This window comes from Pseudoalteromonas sp. P1-30 (assembly GCF_001400005.1).
Classification (GTDB): Bacteria; Pseudomonadota; Gammaproteobacteria; order Enterobacterales; family Alteromonadaceae; genus Pseudoalteromonas; species Pseudoalteromonas atlantica.
The window spans coordinates 1-20,073 of record NZ_LKBC01000014.1; the positions used below are offsets into that span (position 1 = coordinate 1).

Below are 20,073 nucleotides of genomic sequence, written 5' to 3' on the forward strand. Positions count from 1 at the left end.
GCCAGGCTCCAAATACAAGAAAGCCCGACTCGAAAGAGCCGGGCTTTTTTACGTCTACAGAAAAGTAAAAATACATTCCAGATATTATTCTCACAATCTCCACCACCTCCGTAGCGTGGGTTGAGTATCACGAAACCCGCGGATAAGGCTCACCCCACCAATCACAACCCATTTTACATATAGCTAAGTAGCAGTTTGTTTCTGTATTTAAGCTTTAAGATAAACAATATTTATTCAACATAGCTAGATTACAAATATAATTTTGCTTTGTTACTGGCTTTGATTTAGGATCAAAATAGTTTAAAACCAAGAACTAATAGCCAGTGTATAGATTATTAATTAGTGCCATATCATTTATATTTTGTTTCTCTGTATCGGCAGTTGAAGTAACTGATCTGTATCAAGATATATTAAAAGTCGATGATAAAAGTAGAGACACGCGTTTAGCCGCTAGCCGCAAAGCATTACTCAATGTATTAGTAAAGGTAAGCGGGGATGAATCTGCTGATCAAAATAAGCTTGCTCAGCAACGCACCAAAAACATTTCTGATTACATGCTCAAGTTTGAATACGACGAAAAAGCAAATGGACAGCTTAATCTAGTTGTTAAATTTGAAGCGCGTAAAATAAATGAATTAATTAAAGAATTAAATTTACCTCTTTGGGGCGTCCAGCGCCCATTAGTTGCTATTTGGTTAGGTATTGAAGATAACTGGCGTAGAGAGCTTGTTACGCAAGAAAGCTATCCTCAGTTAGAGCAGCTTATATATGACAAAGCGGGTCGACGTGGTTTACCCGTTGTAGTGCCGCTATTAGATTTACAAGACAGACGTTTGGTTGGCATTCCTGAAGTATGGGGTAATTTTTCAGAGCCTGTTGAAGAGGCGTCGCGCCGTTATAGTGCAGAGCGAAGCATTACAGCAAGAATGTATCAAGAGCCCGACAGCGAAACCTGGATTTTAGACTGGCGTTTTACTAATGACGATTTATTTGATTCAAACCGACTTGAAGGTGATAAACAACAAATAGTAGGCCAGATGATAGACAGCTTAGCGATGGGATTAGCCAATGAATACGCTATCGACCCTAACGCGTATTATGAACAGGCAGCGGCTACGCTCACCTTAAAAGGCACTCAAAGCTTTGTCGATATTGAACTTGCAAAGCGTCGTCTACAAAGTTTGAGTGTAGTGACGCAAGCAACAATAATGCGCAAAACCCCAGAATTTGTTGAGTTTAAGCTTAACCACACCGGCAGTGTGGGCGATCTTAAAAAAGGCCTTGGCCTTGATAGTGCCTTTAGAGATTATGTTGACCCCCGCGCATTTTACCATGTTGTAGATAAAAACAGTCTTGAGTATCAGTGGGTCGGTGAGTAATGCTAAGTGCTGAGCCTATGCAAATGGCACTACCAGTCACCTTGCCTGATGATGAAACATTTGCTTCTTATTTTGGTGGGGAAGACTCTTTAGAGGTAAACCACCTTAAAGCGAGCTTTTCAAAGCTTGCCAACAAATTTCAGTACACTTATTTGTGCGGCTTAGGCGATTCTGGTAAATCCCACTTATTGTACGCAACCTGCATACAAGCCCAAGAGCGTGGGTTGTCAAACATGCTGTTGTCTATGCGTGAAGTTATCGACTTTGGCCCTATGGTTTTAGATGGTTTAGAAGCACTTGATGTATTATGTATTGATGATGTGCACTTAGTCGCTGGCAATGACGCATGGGAAAAAGCTCTTTTTAACTTTTTTAATCGCTTTAACGAGCCCGGGAAAATGTTAGTGGTTACGGCCGATTTGCTCCCTGACATGCTTAATATCACCTTGCCTGACTTAGAGTCTAGGCTAAAGTGGGGAACCACCTTTCAAATTCGATCAATGAGTGATGATGATAAAGCACAAGCACTGGTTAAGCGAGCGCATATGCGTGGGCTTGAACTAAGTGATGAATGCGCGCGCTTTTTATTGACTCGCTTGAGTCGTGATATGCGTGCTTTATTAGACGTATTAGACAAATTAGATCACGCATCAATGGCCGCACAACGAAAATTAACAATTCCCTTCATAAAATCAACGTTAAAGCTGTAGTAGGTCTAGAATCTAGACCCTGCTTTCAGTTATCATTAGTCAACAAAATTGTAATCACCTTCTGTGAAAGACCAGGTATCGAATGAACTTAGAAAATATTTTAGCGCAAGCACTTGAGGCAGTTGCCAGTGCCAGTGAAATCGCGCAACTAGAAGAGATCAGGGTTAATTACCTTGGTAAAAAAGGCGAAATCACAAGCTTACTTAAAACACTGGGTAAAATTGCTCCTGAAGAACGCAAAGAAGCAGGCCAAGTAATTAACCAAGCTAAGCAAGATGTACAAGCAGCAATTAACGAAAAGCGTGAGCTTTTAGCAAGTAAAGCGCTTGAAGAAAAGCTAGCAGCTGAAACAATTGATGTAACTTTACCAGGGCGCGTAATGCCTACAGGTGGCCTTCATCCGGTAACACGCACAATCGAGCGTATAGAAAGCTTTTTTGGCGAGCTAGGTTTTGCTGTTAAATCAGGCCCAGAAGTAGAAGATGATTTTCATAACTTTGATGCGCTAAATATTCCTGAGCATCACCCAGCGCGTGCTGATCACGATACCTTTTATTTTAATCCTAAGTTAGTACTGCGTACCCAAACAAGTGGTGTGCAAATTCGTACTATGGAAACAGAGCAACCGCCACTGCGAATTATTTCGCCAGGTCGAGTATATCGTAACGACTACGACCAAACACATACTCCGATGTTTCATCAGGTAGAAGGTTTAATGGTTGATACTGATGTAAGCTTCACAGAGCTTAAGGGTATTTTACACGACTTCTTACGTAACTTTTTTGAAGAAGACATGGAAATTCGTTTCCGTCCTTCATTCTTCCCATTTACAGAGCCTTCAGCTGAAGTAGATGTTATGGGTAAAGACGGTAAATGGCTTGAAGTATTAGGTTGTGGCATGGTTCACCCTAACGTACTTAAGTCAGTAGGTATTGACCCAGAAAAATACACCGGTTTTGCTTTTGGTATGGGCGTAGAGCGCTTAACCATGCTGCGCTATGGCGTAAACGACTTACGTGCATTTTTTGAAAATGACTTAAAATTCCTAAACCAGTTCCGTTAAGAGTGAAAATATAAAATGAAATTTAGTGAAAAGTGGTTAAGAGAGTGGGTAAATCCTGCTATTGATACGCAAGCTCTTTCGGAACAGCTTTCTATGGCTGGCCTTGAGGTTGACGCAGTTGAGAGCGCGGCAGCGGATTTTAACGGCGTAGTGGTTGGTGAAGTTGTTGAGTGCGCACAGCACCCAGATGCAGATAAACTTCGCGTTACTAAAATCAATGTAGGCGGCGATGAGCTACTTGATATTGTGTGTGGCGCGCCTAACTGTCGCCAAGGCATTAAAGTAGCTGTTGCAACAGTGGGCGCTGTTTTACCGGGCGACTTTAAAATTAAAAAAGCCAAATTACGCGGTCAGCCATCACACGGTATGCTGTGTGCCTTTGTTGAGCTAGGTATTAGCGAAGAAGGCGACGGCATCATGGAATTGCCAAGCGATGCGCCAATTGGTACAGACCTGCGCGAATACTTAGGCCTTGATGACAACATAATTGATGTGGACTTAACGCCAAACCGTGGTGATTGCTTGGGTATAAAAGGCCTTGCACGCGAAGTAGGTGTATTAAACAGCGTTGATGTAAACGAGCTGCAAATTCCAGCTGTTAGCGGCACTATTGACGATGAAGTATCTATCGAGCTTGTTAATTCTGATGCGTGTCCGCGTTACTTAGGGCGTGTAATCAAAGGTATTAGCCTTGATGCAGAAACACCGCTTTGGATGGTTGAAAAGCTTCGCCGTAGTGGGATTCGCTCAATTGACCCTGTTGTTGATGTTACTAACTATGTATTACTAGAACTTGGCCACCCAATGCATGCATTTGATTTAAATGCAATTGAAGGCGGCATTAAGGTTCGAAGCGCCAATGCAGGCGAAGAGTTAGTATTGCTTGATGGCAATACTGCAAAACTGAACGAATCAACACTTGTGATAGCCGATCATAATAAAGCACTTGCAATTGCCGGTATTTTTGGCGGTGAGCAATCAGGTGTTACAGAAAAAACGTCTGATATTTTATTAGAAAGCGCGTTTTTTAACCCAGTCGCAATTGCAGGTCAAGCCCGTAGTTACGGCTTACATACCGATGCATCACACCGCTATGAGCGTGGCGTAGATTTTACCCTGCAACACGATGCAATGGAGCGTGCAACCGCTTTATTACTTGATATTGTTGGCGGTGAAGCAGGCCCTGTTGTAGAAGCTGTGGCTGCTGATAAACTACCAAAAGTGACAGAAGTACGCCTACGTCGTGCGCGTTTAGACCGTGTAATTGGTCATCATATTGACGATGCGAAAGTGACTGATATTCTGACTCGTTTAGGGTTAGACGTTAAGTTTGAAAACGACAGCTGGAGCGCTGACATTCCAAGCTACCGCTTTGATATTCGTATTGAAGAAGACTTAATTGAAGAAGTTGCTCGTGTTTATGGGTACAACAGTATTCCAAATGTTGCGCCAACCGCAAAGTTAAAAATGACTACACATGACGAGTCAACAATTGCGCTAAGTAAGTTTCGCAATACGTTAGTGACACGTGGCTACCAAGAAGCAATTACGTACAGCTTTGTAGACCCTAAAGCACAAGCTATTATACATCCGCAAAGTAATCCGCTTATACTGCCGCACCCAATTTCAATTGAAATGTCGGCTATGCGTGTAAGCTTAATGCCAGGGCTTTTAGCATCGGTTGCGTATAATCAAAACCGTCAACAACCACGTATTCGTTTATTTGAGCATGGTCTTAAATTTATCAGCGACGACAGCGCAGAAAATGGCCTGCAGCAAGTCCCTGTCATTGGCGGTGTGATCACTGGCCTTGCACACGGCGAGCATTGGGTTGAGCAAAAACGCAACGTTGATTTTTACGACTTAAAAGGTGATGTTGAAGCCTTATTAGCAATCACCAACGATACAAGCCGTTTTGAAATTAAAGCAGAACAGTCAGACGGTTTACACCCAGGCCAATCAGCAGTTATTTATGTTGAAGGTAAAAAGGTAGGATTTTTTGGTGCTCTTCACCCTCAAGTGCAAAAATCGTTAGATATCAATAACGCAACTTTTGTATTTGAAATAGAAATGTCTGCAATAGAAAAAAGAAATTTACCGCAAGCTGTAGGGGTTTCAAAATTCCCTTCAAACCGCCGCGACATCGCGATTTTAGTGGCTGATAGCGTTAATTCAGGTGATATTTTAAGCACAATAGAAAAAGTTGGCGGAAATCAATTGGTTGACCTAAACTTATTCGATGTGTATAAGGGCAAAGGTATTGAGCCAAATTATAAGAGTTTGGCGATTGCTCTAACACTGCAGGCGGTTGATAGAACACTCGAAGAGAAAGATATCAATCTGGTAGTTGATAACGTGGTGGCCACATTGGCCGAAAAGTTTAATGCATCGTTGAGGGACTAGATATGGCGCTTACTAAAGCCGACATAGCTGAACACCTATTTGAAAAGCTCGGGATCAATAAAAAAGATGCCAAAGATTTAGTTGAAGCGTTTTTTGAAGAAATCCGCTCAGCGCTTGAAAAAGGCGAGCAGGTTAAGCTCTCTGGATTTGGTAACTTTGATCTTCGTGATAAAAAAGAAAGACCAGGCCGTAACCCGAAAACAGGAGAAGACATTCCTATTTCGGCGCGCCGCGTGGTGACCTTTAGACCAGGTCAAAAGCTTAAAACCCGTGTAGAAGTGGGCACAAGCAAAGCAAAATAAAAAAGGGCAGCGTAAGCTGCCTTTTTTATTTAAAAAACCATCTGGCATCATGTTTTAAAACACATTTATTGCCAGGGGGTTTTGCTTACCTAAAATTCTCGCGGCGATACAAACTCACCGTTTTGTATTTGTTCATACGTTTGTTGAGCAAGGGCATCAAGCGCATCTAAACTTTTACCATCGCTCATCAGTTGGTGCTCAATGGGTAGTAAATCTATATTCTCAATGCCAGCGCTTTGCGCCACTTTCGAAAAAATGTAAGCGTGCTTATATTTATCATGTTTATAAAACAAGCTGATTAACGAGGTATACACTTCAGGATTTGGCTGTTGGCCTTGTTTATTTAGCTCAAGCGTTTTATATAGCAAATCAATTGTTTTTTCATCGTCAAACTTAATGTAATAAGAAGCTAGATAAAACTGCATTTCTGCACTGTTGGTTACGCTTTCATCATTTTCCATTGCAAGTAAACGAGTCAGCGCACTTTGCTCATTGTTACGTGACCAATGATAGTAAAGCAAACCTGGGTGGTTAGTGTTTTTTGTGTCTTGATAAAGTCGGGTCATCTCTTTAATGCTAGTAAGCTGACCTTCAATACGCGATGTTGTTTTAGACTTTAGTTTAATATGTTCTATTTTTGCGGCTAAAGTAATACATTGATTATACGACTCAAATCCTTTAAGCAATTGGTATTTGTTTTCATCTGTGGGTTTTTTATATTCTATATAGCGTTTTAAAATAACCTCAGAGCGCTCATTTTTACAATGGCTATCTTTATTTAAATCACTACAAAAGCCAGGTGTTTCTTTACATACCTGAGCGAGAGTCAGTGGTTCTTCGCATCCTGTTAACGCTAGCATTGTTAGTATTGCGCTTGCTCTTAAAACCATCCCTTAACCTCAAATGAATATATACATTACTATTCTAGCGCAATCATTTGTGCGCTAACAGTAGAGAATAACTTTAGATTAACTTAGAATAGCCCTGCCTGAAGTGCATTACTCTCAAAATCTAATGCATTTTTAAAGGCTATCCGTTCAAAATGATTAAATTAGGTAAATAAAATGACCTCATCTCACGAATTAGAATATACAAATAGTTGGCAAGAACGCCAAGATTACGCTGAAAGCATGCAACCTATCATTGGTAAGCTTTATCGTAACCGTGGCATAGAAATCGCTGTATATGGCCGTCCTCTCGTTAATGCCAGTACTATCGATATTATCAAATCACACAAAACTGTAGCGCAATTTGAAGGCACTAAATTACGTTTACGCGAGAGCTTTCCGTTTTTAGAAGCCATTAGTAAAATGGAGCTAAACTCAGCACGTATTGATATTGGTAAACTTGCTTATAGCTATTTGTACAGCGATGCTGCTAATGGCCGCACAGTTGATGAATTTGTTAAAGACGAATTAGCCGAAATTGCAGACTCACCAGCCAAAGAGCCGCGTGATGTTGTATTGTATGGCTTTGGTCGTATAGGGCGTTTGTTAGCACGTTTACTAATCGAAAAATCAGGCCCTTATGCCGACTTACGTTTACGCGCAATTGTGGTACGTGGCGGTAAAGAAGGCGACCTTGAGAAACGTGCAAGCTTACTGCGTCGTGATTCAATTCATGGGCCATTTAATGGCTCAATCACAATTGATACGCAGCGTAATGCAATTAAAGCGAATGGCAGCTACATCCAAGTGATTTATGCTAACTCGCCAAGTGAAGTTGATTACACCGCTTACGGTATCGAAAATGCGCTCGTAGTTGATAACACTGGTATTTGGAAAGACGAAGCAGGCCTTGGTCAGCATTTAGAGTCTAAAGGGGCTGCAAAAGTACTATTAACAGCACCGGCTAAAGGCAACATTAAAAACATTGTTTATGGTGTAAATAACCAAGACATTAAGCCTGAAGATAAAATCGTGTGTGCAGCAAGCTGTACCACAAATGCGATTACGCCAACGCTTAAAGCATTAAACGATAAGTTTGGTATTAATAACGGCCACGTAGAAACCGTACACTCTTACACAAACGATCAAAACCTTATTGATAACTACCACAAAGCAGAGCGTCGTGGACGTGCTGCTGCACTTAATATGGTAATTACCGAAACAGGCGCAGCTAAAGCGGTATCTAAAGCGCTTCCTGAGCTTGAAGGTAAGCTAACAGGTAATGCGATTCGTGTGCCTACACCTAATGTGTCGCTTGCTATATTAAACTTAAACCTTAATAGCAGCACGTCTGTTGAAGAGCTAAATGCGTTTTTACGCGAAACAGCACTGCATTCAGAGCTGCGTGACCAAATTGACTACACCGCATCAACCGAAATCGTATCTACCGATTTAGTCGGTAGCCGCTACGCAGGTGTTGTAGACTCGCAAGCAACAATTGTTGAAGGTAACCGCGTTGTTTTATACGTATGGTACGACAATGAATTTGGCTACAGCTGCCAAGTAGTTCGTTGTATGCGTGATATGGCCGAAGTTGCTTTCCCAAGCTTACCTCGCTAATTTAAACGCAATTATACTAAGCCAGCTTTTTTGCTGGCTTTTTTAGTCGCGTTATATTTTTAAAGTGTACCCTGTGTGGTAGGCTTTAATTATTGAAATGCTTATTTGATTTCATTCAATAATGCATTTTACTATTTAACCTGCAATCTGCTTGAGATAGCTTAATCATCCACAGTACAGGTTTTAAATAGTGTCAGTTCTGCACTTTTAGGCCGCTCTTTTTTGTAATTTAGTGACCAAAAATAGAGTCAATTTAATCCAAAATATCAACGTGCCTAACAAAGCAGATAAACTTATTCTACCTTAAGGTTTTTTCATGAAAATCAGCAGCAATTTTGATAGTGGTAACATAAAGGTTATCGAAGCCAACGATCCGTTAAATATTCAATTAGAGATAAACAACGATCACCAGTCTGAATTTTACCAGTGGTTTCACTTTCGTCTAGAAACAACGCCTTATCAACTGCATAAGTTAAACATTAATAATTTAGAAAATTCTGCCTACCCAGATGGATGGGAAGGCTACCAAGCTGTTGCCTCATACGACCGTCAAACATGGTTCCGTGTGCCTTCAAATTACGAAAATGGCACGCTTACCTTTGAACTAGAGCCTGAATGCCCCAGTGTATATTTTGCTTACTTTGCGCCATATAGCTACGACCGTCATTTAGATTTATTAGCCTGGGCGCAAAGCGAAGAGCTTTGCCAATTACAAACATTAGGTGAAACACTTGATGGCCGTGATATGAGCGTGCTTAAAATTGGTCAGCCTAGTGAAGATAAAAAAACAATCTGGATCACAGCGCGCCAACACCCAGGCGAAACTATGGCAGAATGGTTTGTAGAAGGGCTATTACACAAACTACTAGATGATGAAGACCCGCATGCCGCTGCTCTTTTATCAAAAGCTGTATTTTATGTAGTACCAAATATGAACCCAGATGGCAGCGTACGTGGTCACCTTCGTACTAACGCAAAAGGCGTTAACTTAAACCGTGAATGGCAAACGCCTAGCATGGAAAATAGCCCAGAAGTGTATTTAGTACTGAATAAAATGCGCGAAACTGGCCTCGATATGCATTTAGATATACACGGTGATGAAGCTATTCCTTATAACTTTGTGGCAGGCAGTGAAGGTATTCCAAGCTACGATGACCGCTTAAAAGACTTAGAAGATAGCTTTAAAGCAGCGCTACTTACTATAACGCCAGAGTTTCAAGATGAGCACGGTTACGATAAAGACGAGCCGGGCAAAGCTAATTTAACAGTTGGCTCATCTGCAACGGCAGAAGAATTTAAAGCACTTACTTACACAATTGAGATGCCTTTTAAAGACAATAACGACTTACCAGACCCAGATTACGGCTGGTCAGACCGCCGCTCGTATCAATTTGGTCAAGATACTTTAGCGGCAATCGTAAATGTCGTTGATAAATTAAGATAAATTAGTATAAGGTAAGGGCAACATTAAAATGTTGCCCTTTTTTATTACAAAATTAACAAATAATAAAAGTGCGCAATAGCTTAGTTATCGTATTACCTAGCTCTGAGTAAGTAATAAACAATCAACAGTCTCAAATAAAATAATAAGAGGTATTTAGCGTGGATGCATTCGGACAACTTTTAGATAGCCTAGATGGCATGTTAGGGGGCGCAGTTTGGTTTCCCTACGTGCTGCTAGGAGTCGGTCTATTTTTTACTATTTATTTAAAGTTCCCACAAATTCGTTATTTCAAACATGCGTGTAAAGTAGTTACAGGCAAATTTGATAAAAAAGGCACCGAGGGTGACACAACACATTTTCAAGCACTGGCTACTGCGCTCTCTGGTACGGTAGGTACAGGTAACATTGGTGGGGTAGCCTTGGCTATTTCTATTGGTGGCCCCGCGGCATTATTTTGGATGTGGATGACGGCATTTTTTGGTATGACCACCAAATTTGTAGAAGTTACGCTTTCGCATAAATACCGCGAAAAAACCCAAGATGGCACCATGGCGGGTGGCCCTATGTATTACATGGATAAACGCCTAAACATGAAGTGGCTTGCTATTTTATTTGCTGTTGCCACTGTAATTAGCTCTTTTGGTACGGGCAGTTTGCCACAAATTAACAACATAGCGCAGGGTATGGAAGCCACATTTGGTTTTGCACCTATGGCAACCGGTGCTGTGTTATCTATTTTACTTGCGTTGGTTATTTTAGGTGGTATTCGTCGTATTGCTGCTATTACATCACGTGTTGTGCCCATTATGGCCGTGATTTATATCATAGGTGCGTTAGGTGTTATTTTTTATAACATTGAAAACATCGGCCCTTCGTTTGCGTCAATATTTGTTGATGCATTTACAGGCTCTGCTGCAGCCGGTGGCTTTTTAGGTGCCTCTTTTGCGTATGCATTTAACAGAGGTGTAAACCGTGGCTTGTTCTCAAATGAGGCCGGTCAAGGTTCTGCACCCATTGCCCACGCATCGGCAAAAGCGGATGAACCTGTGTCTGAAGGCATGGTGTCAATTTTAGAGCCGTTTATCGATACCATTATTATTTGTACATTAACAGGCTTAGTTATTTTATCGTCGGGTGTGTGGAATGAAAAATTCGAAACACATTTTGAACGATCGTCAATGAGCATTATTAAAGGTGACTACTCAGAAACCAACGAAGCGCAGCGCCAAGAGCTATACAATTACCTAAACGGTAACGATAGCAAGGTAGAGCTATTCAACGGCAACATTGATGTAGTTAATGGCGAGCCAACAAGTAATGGCTTTACCGTATTACATTCACGCTCAATTGGTGAAGACATACGTTTTGGTATTACCGACAAACATAAGTACACAGGTATTGTTGAAGTTAAAAACGGCATGCCAACCGACGACAGCATTAGTTTAATTGGTAAATCGTTAGTGCACTCAGCAGAGCTGACAACCAAAGCGTTTACCCGAGGCTTTTTTGGCGATAGCGGCCAATACATAGTATCGATAGGCTTATTGTTATTCGCGTTTTCTACTGCCATTGCGTGGTCGTACTACGGTGACCGTGCCATGATTTACTTACTTGGTAATCGCTCAGTTATGCCGTATCGCGTATTTTATGTTGCCGCGTTCTTTTGGGCTTCGTTTGCCGATACCACTTTAGTATGGAAATTAGCAGCCGTTGCAATTGTCGTTATGACCTTGCCTAACTTATTTGGCATTATGTTATTGCGCAAAGAAATGAAACAATCCGTAGATGACTACTGGGTTAAATTCAAAAAAGACAACGAGCAATAAAACAAGTACAATAAAAGGCGCCGCAAGGCGCTTTTTTTATGCGTAGTATGGAGAGTAGTATGGCGATTATTCATTGCCCCAAATGTGCAAAATCAATTTCAGATAAACATCAGCAGTGTCCGCATTGCAATAGTAACATTGGCGCGCTTAACTCTGAGCAGGTACAACAGCTTCAGCGCGAACAGCGAATTAAAAAACAGCAAATGTTTATGAACCATTCTTTCTTGGCGCTCATACTATTTTTAGGTGGCTTTTTTTGCTTATACTTTTTACAACCCGCAAAAGAAACCCTGCAATGGTACGCGTATACAGTAGCGATTGGTGTTGGCTGTATTTGGTACTTAGTAAACCGCGTTATTTTAGTGACTCTAAAAAAGAAAAGATGACATGAATATTGACAACCTTGTACAAAATATAACCCCAGAATTATTTGAGCGTTTACAGTACGGTGCTTCAACCGGTAAATGGCCCGATGGCACGCCGCTCTCTGATGAGCAAAAGCAACAAACGGTGCAACTTGTTATGCTTTACCAAGCTAAAATAGCGCAATCAAACGAGCAATTTACCATTGGCGCTAATGGCGAAATGATCCAAAAGACAAAAGCACAACTACAAAAAGAATTTAAATCAGAAAACGAAATAGCTAGGTTTAGTGAACATGATCTTTAAACACCTTTTTACACCTAAGTGGAAACACCCAAAGCAGCAAGTTCGTCTAGACGCAATTGAAAAACTTGATGTAGAGCGCGACGCATCAATTTTAAGCACATTAGCGCTGGAAGATAACTCAGCCGAAATACGCCGCAAAGCATTACAAAAAGTAAATAACTTACCACTGTGGTGGAAAGCCTATAAACAAGATCACGCGCTAAAAGATGTAGCCGAAATACAAATTTCAAACGCAGTGTTAAACAACGAAAGCGCACTGAGCACGCAAATTAAAAGTGAGTATATAGACCGTTTTGCACCGGTTAAAACACTAGAAAAACTCGCCTTTGCAGAGAAAGAACTGCAAGTACGCGTTAAACTTTTAAAGCGCTTAGCTAATCCTAAATTAATTGAAAAAGCGTTTAAAGAGGGCAGCGAAGAGCTTCAAAGCCAACTTGTAGAGCTCGTTATAACGCATCAACTTATTAAGCCATTAGTAAAGCACGCTAAAGGCGATGCTAAGCAGCAGCTTGAGCAACACATTGAAAACGAACGCTTAGCGATTGAAATGCCCGCTCAGGTAGAGAGCGCAACACGCGTTATTCTAGCAAAGCTAAATGCCCTGCGAGATAAAAACGATTACGCCATAGTAAACCCACAAGCCGGCGAATTAATGGCGCAGTGGCAAGCACTTGAACTTAAATGGTTAAGCGAAGAGCACGTTAAAGAGCTAGATAAAAAATACATCAGCATTACTGATAAGCTCGATGCGCATATTGCTACGTTAAAAGCTCAGCACGAGCAACAACAGCAGCGTTTAGCCGAGCAACAACGCCAATTATTAGCCCTGGCAACACTTGAGGCATTGAGCGAAGAAATAGAAAACGCGTTGCAATTAGGCTTAGAAACCCCAGAGCAAATTCAGCAAGATTGGTTAGAGGCTAAAGTAGCGCAAGCTAAGCAAACGTTAACCGATGCCCAACACGGCGATAACGCACAAACTAAGCAAGTTATTACAAAGCTTGAAAAACTATTCAATCAGGTGGCTAAACTACCAGAGCTTAGTAGCGCAATTGCACAGTATAAAATTGCTTTTGAACAGCTTAAAGCAATTGAGCCTGCGCAGCAGCTAGCTGATTACGATGATGTTTTAACTCGTTTTAATAACGCATTTAAACAAACTCGTAGCCATTTAAATGTGGTTGATGTGGCATTGCAGCAAAACTTTAAATCGCAATTAAATACGCATAAAAAGCAGTTTTTAGCGCAAATGAGTGAGCTGACAAAACCGCTTGAAAAAAACCAAAGCACAGCCAAACGTAAAGCACGCGATGTAAAACGCCTTATTGAGCAAGGCCGCTTTAATGTTGCTTTTGGTGTATTTAAAGGCTTTGAAGAGTTGTTTGATAAGTTAACACCGCAATTTCAGCAGCCACTAGTAAACTTAAAAGCCGATTTAGAAGCACAACTTGCAGAAGCAAAAGATTGGCAAAAGTACGCAGCCGCGCCAAAACGCGAAGCCTTACTTGAAGAAGTGGCAGGGTTAGTCGACCAACCGTGTGACGACCCACAACAGCGTGCTGAGCAAGTTAAAGCGTTTCGTAAGCGTTGGAACGAGCTTGGCCGTTTAGATACAGAGCAAGAAAAGCAACAAGGTGAGCAGTTTGATAGCAACATAGAGCTGTTGTTTGCACCGTGTCGTAGTTACTTTGCCGAGCAAGAAGTGGCGCGCGAAGCGGCAAAAGCCCAGCGTGAAGTACTGATAAACGATATGCAAGCACTAAGCGAGCAAGACACCGCTATTGAAAGCTTTGATTGGAAGCAGTTTGAAAGCCAATACAACCGTTTAAATAAAGCGTGGCGTAGCGTAGGTAAAGTTGACCCTAAAACATACCGCGTATTAAACGAAAGCTTTAAAACACAGCAGCAGAGCGTACTTGCTATATTAAATGCATACCATAAAGGTAACGCAGCACAAAAAAATGCCTTAGTGGAGCGCGCCTCAGCGCTTTCGCAAAGTGAAGATTTAGCTGCAGCATGCCAAGAGTTAAAGCAATTACAACAGCAATGGCAAAGTATAGGTTTTGCAGGTTTAAAAGCCGAAAATGCGCTGTGGCAAAAGTTTCGCCAGTATAACGATGAAACCTTTAGCAAACGTAGCAGTGAGTTTGAGCAGCAAAAGCTGGCTCAAAACGAAACAGATAAACAAGCTGCAATAGAACTGGCTGAGCTAGAAAGTGCCCTTGAGCAAGTTAATCAAAAAGCCCAATTGCATGACCTAGAAACCAAAGTAAAAGGCTACGCGCAATATAAATCGCTTGCGTCAAAAGTGGCAGCATTATTAAGTGCTATTGACGAAAAGCTAGCTTTACTAACAAGCCAAGCGCAGCATGCGCAATTTGAAGCGCTGATCACTGCACTTGAAAACAACGATGTAGTGCCAAGTCAATTTCAAGCACCGTTAGCGACATCGCTTAGTAGTGAACAACTTATTACAAGAATGGAAATTCTTGCCAATGTAAGCTCGCAAAATGCAGCGCTTAGAATGGCAGAGCAAGTAGCCATGCTTGATGATAAACACCGTGGTGAGCATGCTGATTTAAAATATTATTTAAAGCAGCTATTAGCGCTCAGTAAGGGTTCAGTTGAGCCTGACACACTAGCTAAAATTAAAACTATTTTTACAGCATAATATGTAATTAACTTGTATTAAATACAGGTATTGCATAATAAAAGCCGCTGTTTAAGCGGCTTTTTTATAATTACAACGAGGATAAAGGTTAGCATGAGAATTTTATTACTGTTTTTAACCACACTATTTTTAAGCGCATGTAATTCTACACAAGGCGTGTCTGTTTACTCATTTACCAGCTCAGAAGTAGAAAGTGTGCTAGGTAAACAGTTGCCTAAGTTAAGCGAAAAGGTGAGCTTAATGGGGCTGCCAGTGCAGTTTGATGTAAACGATTTAAGTGTAAATATTGGTCCAGATAACCGTGATGTAGTAGTACTTGGTGCAGACTCCAGTGCAGAAATAAATGCATTTGCATTAAAATACCCAGTACGCTTAAAGCTGCAAATTGAAGGCAGCCCGTATTACGACAGTGAAAAAAAAGCCGTGTTTTTACGCAATGTTAAACTACTAGATTCGAGTGTGGATGCTGGTGGCTTTAAAGGTAATTTAGCGGCGCTTGATAATGAAGCGATGGAAGTTATTAATGCTTTTTTAGCCCTCAACCCTGTTTATACATTAAATATGGATGACCCTAAAATGATGCTGCTAAGCAAATTACCCCTTGATATGAAAGTGGTTGAAGGGGCAATTAAATTAGTACCGCGCCTGTAATGTACAGCACACTGTTTACGATAGTTTTATTACCAAAACGTTTGGTAAATTAGATCGAGCCCAGTAAAATGTACGTATTAATTAGCCTGTTTCTCAGGCTAATTAGGTTTTTATAATGGCAGCTTCGCGCAGCATACCTACCTCAAGACTCTCTCGATTTGCAAAGCTTGGCTCCTTAGCCGGTGGTGTTGCAACCAACATGCTTATAGATGGCACTAAAAGTGCGTTCTCGGGTAATGGTTGGAATAATAAAGCTTTACTCTTACAACCTAAAAACATAGAAAAACTAGCTGTTCAGCTAGCACACCTTCGTGGTGCTGCCATGAAACTAGGGCAATTACTGTCTATGGATGCTGGCGAGCTATTAAGTCCTGAACTTACTCAATTACTCGCATTGCTTCGCGCTGATGCAAACCCAATGCCGCACAATCAATTAGTTAAGGTACTTAAAAGTGAATGGGGTGAAGACTGGCTTAATCGTTTTTCGCATATTGAACTTAGGCCATTTGCAGCGGCGTCTATTGGCCAAGTGCACTTAGCTTATCAAGAAAATGGTGAAAAGCTGGCGGTAAAAATTCAATACCCAGGTATAGCGCAAAGTGTACATAGCGATGTAGACAATGTTATTGCACTATTAAACATTGCGCGGTTAATCCCTAAAGAGCTTGATATACAGCCACTCATAAATGAGGCTAAAGCGCAGCTACTTGCCGAGGCTGATTATGAACGCGAGGCACACTACCTTAAAAGATACGGTGAGTTGCTAAGCCAGCACGTTAATTTTAAAGTGCCTAAAGTATATGGTGTTCACAACACTAAACGCATTTTGGCAATGGAGTATGTACAAGCAACGCCTATAGAAGCGCTTAGCAATTTACCTCAAGGTGAGCAAAATAACATTGCAGCTAGGCTCATAGATTTATTTTTTAAAGAAATGTTTGAGTTTAAGCTAATTCAAACCGATCCTAACTTTGCTAATTTTCATTATCAGACTCAGAGTAAGCAAATTGTGTTATTTGACTTTGGGGCAACCCGAGAGATCTCGAGTAAGTTGAGCAAGGCTTACCTGTCACTATTTATTGCAGGCGCTGAAAACAATCGGGTGGGCGTGTTAAGCGCAGCACGCGAAATAGGTTATTTTAAAGATACCCAACTAGATTATTACAAAAGCCATGTTATTGATTTGTTTTTAATGGCGTGTGAGCCGCTAAGAACCACTGGCGAGTTTGATTTTAAAAACAGCCCCTTAGCAACGAATATTAAAAATGCAGGGCTAGAGCTCAGCGCACAGTCGCAGCAATGGCATACACCGCCCGTTGATGCGTTGTTTATTCATCGTAAGCTAGCTGGGCTTTATTTAATTGCGGCAAAGTTAAATGCAAAAATAGATATTAACGCTTTATTTAAGCCTTATATTAAAGGCCATTTTATTTAACTGTTTAGCGCGTCACTTTATGGCATAATAATCGTGATATTTCGCGAGGATGATGCAATGATAAAACAATTTTTAAATGACCCTAAACTTTTACTTAATGCGGTAGGAGAGGGCATTTACGGCTTTGATTTATCGGGCAATGCGGTGTTTGTTAACCCAGCCGCTGAACGTATGACTGGCTGGAAAGCCCAAGAATTGTTGGGCAAAAAAATACATCAGTATCATCATCACAGCCACGCCGACGGCTCTCCTTATCCAGCCGATGAATGCCAAATATATTGCACCATGTTTGATGGCAAACGCCGCGAGGTTAAAAACGAAGTATTTTGGCGCAAAGACGGCACCTCGTTTGCCGTAGAATACACATCAACCCCTGTTTACAGGCAAGGTGAGTTAATTGGTGCGGTCGCGGTATTTCGCGATATATCGGCGCAGCAGCAAACTCAAAACGAGCTTAAGCAAGCGCTTGAGCAAGTTAAGCATTTGAGTGAGCAGCTGCAAGATGAAAATAACTACCTAATTGCAGAGCTTAACGAAGACTGGCAAGACTCAGGTTTAGTTGGCCAAAGCCATGTTTTTCAAGCTATGTTGGCGCAAATTAAACTTGTTAGCGAAACCGACAGCACAGTATTAATTTTAGGTGAAAATGGAACAGGTAAAGAGCTGGTGGCGCGTAACTTACACCGGTTAAGTAAACGCAGTAATCAAGCTTTTATAAAAGTGAACTGCGCAGCGTTTACGCCAAGCTTGTTGGAGTCTGAATTATTTGGCCACGAGCGCGGTGCGTTTACCGGTGCAAACGAGCGACGTAAAGGCCGCTTTGAACTGGCCGACAAAGGCACGCTGTTTTTAGACGAAGTTGCTGAGCTGCCATTAGAAGCGCAAAGTAAATTGCTAAGGGTATTACAAGAGCAAGAGTTTGAACGGGTTGGCGGTAGTACTACGCTTAAGGTAAATATTAGAGTATTGGCGGCAACCAATCGCGACTTATGGCAAATGGTGCAAAAAGGCACCTTTCGAATTGATTTATATTACCGCCTTAATGTGTTTCCTATTAAAGTGCCTGCGCTTAAAGAGCGCAAAGAAGACATTCCTTATTTATGCACCAATTTAATTACTCAACTAAATAAACGCTTAGCAAAGCAAATAAAAGGGGTGAGTAAAAAAGCGATTAGCCAACTACAAGCTTATGATTGGCCTGGTAATATTCGCGAGTTACAAAACGTACTAGAGCGCGAAGCTATTTTAACTAAACATACTGTCCTTAAACTGAGTCAGCCATTGCATGGCGATGCAAGCACGGCTGTAAATACATCACTTACGCTTGCAGAGGCGCAAAAACAGCACATTATTGCGGTGCTTGAATTATCACAGTGGCAAATATCTGGCGATAAAGGCGCTGCTTGCAAATTAGGCCTGCCCGAGAGCACTTTGCGCTCAAAAATGCGCAAACTAGGAATAAGCAAAAATACGTGACATATCGCGCTATTCGTTAAATATCGCGAATGAATTTTATTGCTAATTTATAAATTTATTTAATATCAATTACTTAATTAAAGTTTCAGCTTGGTCTGAAAGTTGCAAAAGTAGCATTAATACCGTCACTATTAAGTAGCTACTATGAAGTTTGATATTAAAGAAGAAGATATGATCATCAAGCCCTATAACACACCAGGGCCTATTTATATTCGTGAGCAAAAAGGCTTTTACCAACAAATACGCCGTAACCTTGGTTGGTTACTTATGCTTATGTTTATTGCCATTCCTTGGATTCAATACAAAGGTGAGCAAGCCGTACTACTTGATGTAGCCACGCAAAAGTTTACTATTTTTGGTTTAACCTTACTGCCGCAAGACTTTATGATTTTAGCGCTGCTATTTATGGTAGGCGCGTTTGCTTTGTTTTTTGTCACGAATTGGCTTGGCCGCGTGTGGTGTGGTTATACCTGCCCCCAAACAATCTGGATGTTAATGTTTAGTTGGGTTGAGCAACGTATAGAAGGTACTCGTAATCAGCGTATAAAGTTAGATAAATCACCATGGAGTGCATTAAAGTGGCGTAAAAAAATAACCAAACATGCTGCGTGGCTTGTTATATCGCTGCTTACTGCAACGTCGTTTATGGCGTATTTTATACCCGCTAAAAGTTTATACCTTGAAATGTTTACCTTACAGTGGTCGGGCATTACCAGCTTTTGGGTGTTTTTATTTGCATTTTGTACTTATGGAAATGCCGGCTTTTTACGCGAAAAAATGTGTAACGTGGCGTGTCCGTATTCTCGCTTTCAATCGGTGATGTTTGATAAAGATACATTGGTAGTGAGCTACGATGCAAAGCGCGGCGAAAACCGAGGCCCTCGTAAACGCAAAGCTGATCCTAAAGCCCTTAATTTAGGCGACTGCGTTGATTGTAATTTATGTGTAGAGGTATGCCCCGCGGGCATAGATATACGTAATGGCTTGCAATACGAGTGTATAAATTGTGGCTTATGTATAGATGCCTGTGACGACACTATGGATAAATTTGGCTATCAAAAAGGGTTAATTAAATACGCCAGCGAAAAACAGCTAGAAGGTAAAAAAACCAATCCATTTAGGCTTAAATTAGTGGGGTATGGTTTATTAACAGGGGTATTACTTATTTCTATGATTGCGTGGGTATTGCAACGAACGCCAATAGAGGCATCGGTACTGCGCGACAGAAACGCTTTATACCGTGTAAATTATGAAGGTTTGGTAGAAAACCCATACACACTCACTATTATCAATAAAACCCAGCAGCCATTGCACTACGGCGTAGCCATTGAAGGCCTACCTGTGGCCACACTTAGTGCGCCAAGCTCTATTTTGGTATTGCCAGGAGTGATGAAAAAAATTCCGGTTACAGTCACCGCCGATGGCTACGACATAGCAACAAAAGTGACCCCAGTTAGCTTTGTGATTACCGCCGTAGAAAACCCTGACTTAGCGATTACTAAAACAAGTCAGTTTTATAAAAACTAGCAATGGCTTG

The 20,073-nt window shown here is 41.2% G+C and carries 16 protein-coding genes; 15 read left to right on the top strand and 1 reads right to left on the bottom strand.

Annotation, left to right across the window (positions count from 1 at the left end):
* Positions 1-323: 323 nt before the first annotated feature.
* From AN395_RS16365 to ihfA, 5 genes are all read left to right on the top strand, one after another.
* A complete protein-coding gene (locus tag AN395_RS16365) occupies positions 324-1,379 on the top strand; it encodes a DUF2066 domain-containing protein (protein WP_054983634.1) in 1,056 nt (351 codons plus the stop codon).
* Entirely contained in the window at positions 1,379-2,089 is a 711-nt protein-coding gene (gene hda / locus AN395_RS16370) for a DnaA regulatory inactivator Hda (protein WP_004587231.1), read from the top strand. The genes AN395_RS16365 and hda overlap by 1 nt, the downstream gene beginning before the upstream one ends.
* Before the next feature lie 82 nt (positions 2,090-2,171).
* Entirely contained in the window at positions 2,172-3,152 is a 981-nt protein-coding gene (gene pheS, locus AN395_RS16375; protein WP_054983635.1) for a phenylalanine--tRNA ligase subunit alpha, read from the top strand.
* Positions 3,153-3,167: 15 nt separating this feature from the next.
* Positions 3,168-5,555, top strand: coding sequence for a phenylalanine--tRNA ligase subunit beta (gene pheT, locus AN395_RS16380; protein WP_054983636.1), 2,388 nt, complete (start codon positions 3,168-3,170; stop codon positions 5,553-5,555).
* A 2-nt stretch (positions 5,556-5,557) separates the two neighbouring features.
* A complete protein-coding gene (ihfA, locus tag AN395_RS16385; RefSeq protein ID WP_002960690.1) occupies positions 5,558-5,857 on the top strand; it encodes an integration host factor subunit alpha in 300 nt (99 codons plus the stop codon).
* Between the two features lie 89 nt (positions 5,858-5,946).
* Here ihfA and AN395_RS16390 read toward each other — a convergent pair whose 3' ends face one another.
* The gene (locus tag AN395_RS16390) at positions 5,947-6,747 is read right to left on the bottom strand and encodes a DUF2989 domain-containing protein (RefSeq protein WP_054983637.1); all 801 of its coding nucleotides are present in this window, start codon (positions 6,745-6,747) and stop codon (positions 5,947-5,949) included.
* A 174-nt stretch (positions 6,748-6,921) separates the two neighbouring features.
* On the opposite strand from AN395_RS16390, the gene AN395_RS16395 reads away from it, so the two are divergent.
* From AN395_RS16395 to ccoG, 10 genes are all read left to right on the top strand, one after another.
* Positions 6,922-8,364: a glyceraldehyde-3-phosphate dehydrogenase gene (locus AN395_RS16395; protein WP_004587235.1), complete on the top strand. Its 1,443-nt coding sequence runs from the start codon at positions 6,922-6,924 to the stop codon at positions 8,362-8,364.
* A gap of 316 nt (positions 8,365-8,680) precedes the next feature.
* Positions 8,681-9,808, top strand: a complete 1,128-nt coding sequence (locus AN395_RS16400; protein ID WP_004587236.1) for a M14-type cytosolic carboxypeptidase — start codon at positions 8,681-8,683, stop codon at positions 9,806-9,808.
* Between the two features lie 158 nt (positions 9,809-9,966).
* Positions 9,967-11,634, top strand: coding sequence for a sodium:alanine symporter family protein (locus tag AN395_RS16405; RefSeq protein ID WP_004587237.1), 1,668 nt, complete (start codon positions 9,967-9,969; stop codon positions 11,632-11,634).
* A gap of 59 nt (positions 11,635-11,693) precedes the next feature.
* On the top strand, positions 11,694-12,020 hold the full coding sequence (locus tag AN395_RS16410) for a hypothetical protein (RefSeq protein ID WP_004587238.1): 327 nt from the start codon (positions 11,694-11,696) through the stop codon (positions 12,018-12,020).
* A 1-nt stretch (position 12,021) separates the two neighbouring features.
* Positions 12,022-12,303, top strand: coding sequence for a YeaC family protein (locus tag AN395_RS16415; protein WP_004587239.1), 282 nt, complete (start codon positions 12,022-12,024; stop codon positions 12,301-12,303).
* A complete protein-coding gene (locus AN395_RS16420; RefSeq protein WP_054983638.1) occupies positions 12,293-14,974 on the top strand; it encodes a DUF349 domain-containing protein in 2,682 nt (893 codons plus the stop codon). The genes AN395_RS16415 and AN395_RS16420 overlap by 11 nt, the downstream gene beginning before the upstream one ends.
* Positions 14,975-15,067: 93 nt before the next feature.
* The gene (locus tag AN395_RS16425; protein ID WP_054983639.1) at positions 15,068-15,625 is read left to right on the top strand and encodes a DUF1439 domain-containing protein; all 558 of its coding nucleotides are present in this window, start codon (positions 15,068-15,070) and stop codon (positions 15,623-15,625) included.
* Positions 15,626-15,740: 115 nt separating this feature from the next.
* Entirely contained in the window at positions 15,741-17,060 is a 1,320-nt protein-coding gene (locus AN395_RS16430) for an AarF/ABC1/UbiB kinase family protein (RefSeq protein ID WP_054983640.1), read from the top strand.
* A 57-nt stretch (positions 17,061-17,117) separates the two neighbouring features.
* Complete coding sequence (locus AN395_RS16435; RefSeq protein WP_024032193.1) at positions 17,118-18,536, top strand: sigma-54-dependent Fis family transcriptional regulator; 1,419 nt, start codon at positions 17,118-17,120, stop codon at positions 18,534-18,536.
* A 144-nt stretch (positions 18,537-18,680) separates the two neighbouring features.
* Positions 18,681-20,063, top strand: a complete 1,383-nt coding sequence (gene ccoG, locus AN395_RS16440) for a cytochrome c oxidase accessory protein CcoG (protein ID WP_054983641.1) — start codon at positions 18,681-18,683, stop codon at positions 20,061-20,063.
* The last annotated feature ends 10 nt before the right edge of the window (positions 20,064-20,073 follow it).

Bases quoted from the DNA above. Each gene is read 5' to 3' on its own strand.
- hda (WP_004587231.1), top strand. From the start codon at position 1,379: ATGCTAAGTGCTGAGCCTATGCAAATGGCACTACCAGTCACCTTGCCT.
- pheS (WP_054983635.1), top strand. From the start codon at position 2,172: ATGAACTTAGAAAATATTTTAGCGCAAGCACTTGAGGCAGTTGCCAGT.
- pheT (WP_054983636.1), top strand. From the start codon at position 3,168: ATGAAATTTAGTGAAAAGTGGTTAAGAGAGTGGGTAAATCCTGCTATT.
- ihfA (WP_002960690.1), top strand. From the start codon at position 5,558: ATGGCGCTTACTAAAGCCGACATAGCTGAACACCTATTTGAAAAGCTC.
- AN395_RS16390 (WP_054983637.1), bottom strand. From the start codon at position 6,747: ATGGTTTTAAGAGCAAGCGCAATACTAACAATGCTAGCGTTAACAGGA.
- AN395_RS16395 (WP_004587235.1), top strand. From the start codon at position 6,922: ATGACCTCATCTCACGAATTAGAATATACAAATAGTTGGCAAGAACGC.
- AN395_RS16400 (WP_004587236.1), top strand. From the start codon at position 8,681: ATGAAAATCAGCAGCAATTTTGATAGTGGTAACATAAAGGTTATCGAA.
- AN395_RS16410 (WP_004587238.1), top strand. From the start codon at position 11,694: ATGGCGATTATTCATTGCCCCAAATGTGCAAAATCAATTTCAGATAAA.
- AN395_RS16415 (WP_004587239.1), top strand. From the start codon at position 12,022: ATGAATATTGACAACCTTGTACAAAATATAACCCCAGAATTATTTGAG.
- AN395_RS16420 (WP_054983638.1), top strand. From the start codon at position 12,293: ATGATCTTTAAACACCTTTTTACACCTAAGTGGAAACACCCAAAGCAG.
- AN395_RS16425 (WP_054983639.1), top strand. From the start codon at position 15,068: ATGAGAATTTTATTACTGTTTTTAACCACACTATTTTTAAGCGCATGT.
- AN395_RS16430 (WP_054983640.1), top strand. From the start codon at position 15,741: ATGGCAGCTTCGCGCAGCATACCTACCTCAAGACTCTCTCGATTTGCA.
- AN395_RS16435 (WP_024032193.1), top strand. From the start codon at position 17,118: ATGATAAAACAATTTTTAAATGACCCTAAACTTTTACTTAATGCGGTA.
- ccoG (WP_054983641.1), top strand. From the start codon at position 18,681: ATGAAGTTTGATATTAAAGAAGAAGATATGATCATCAAGCCCTATAAC.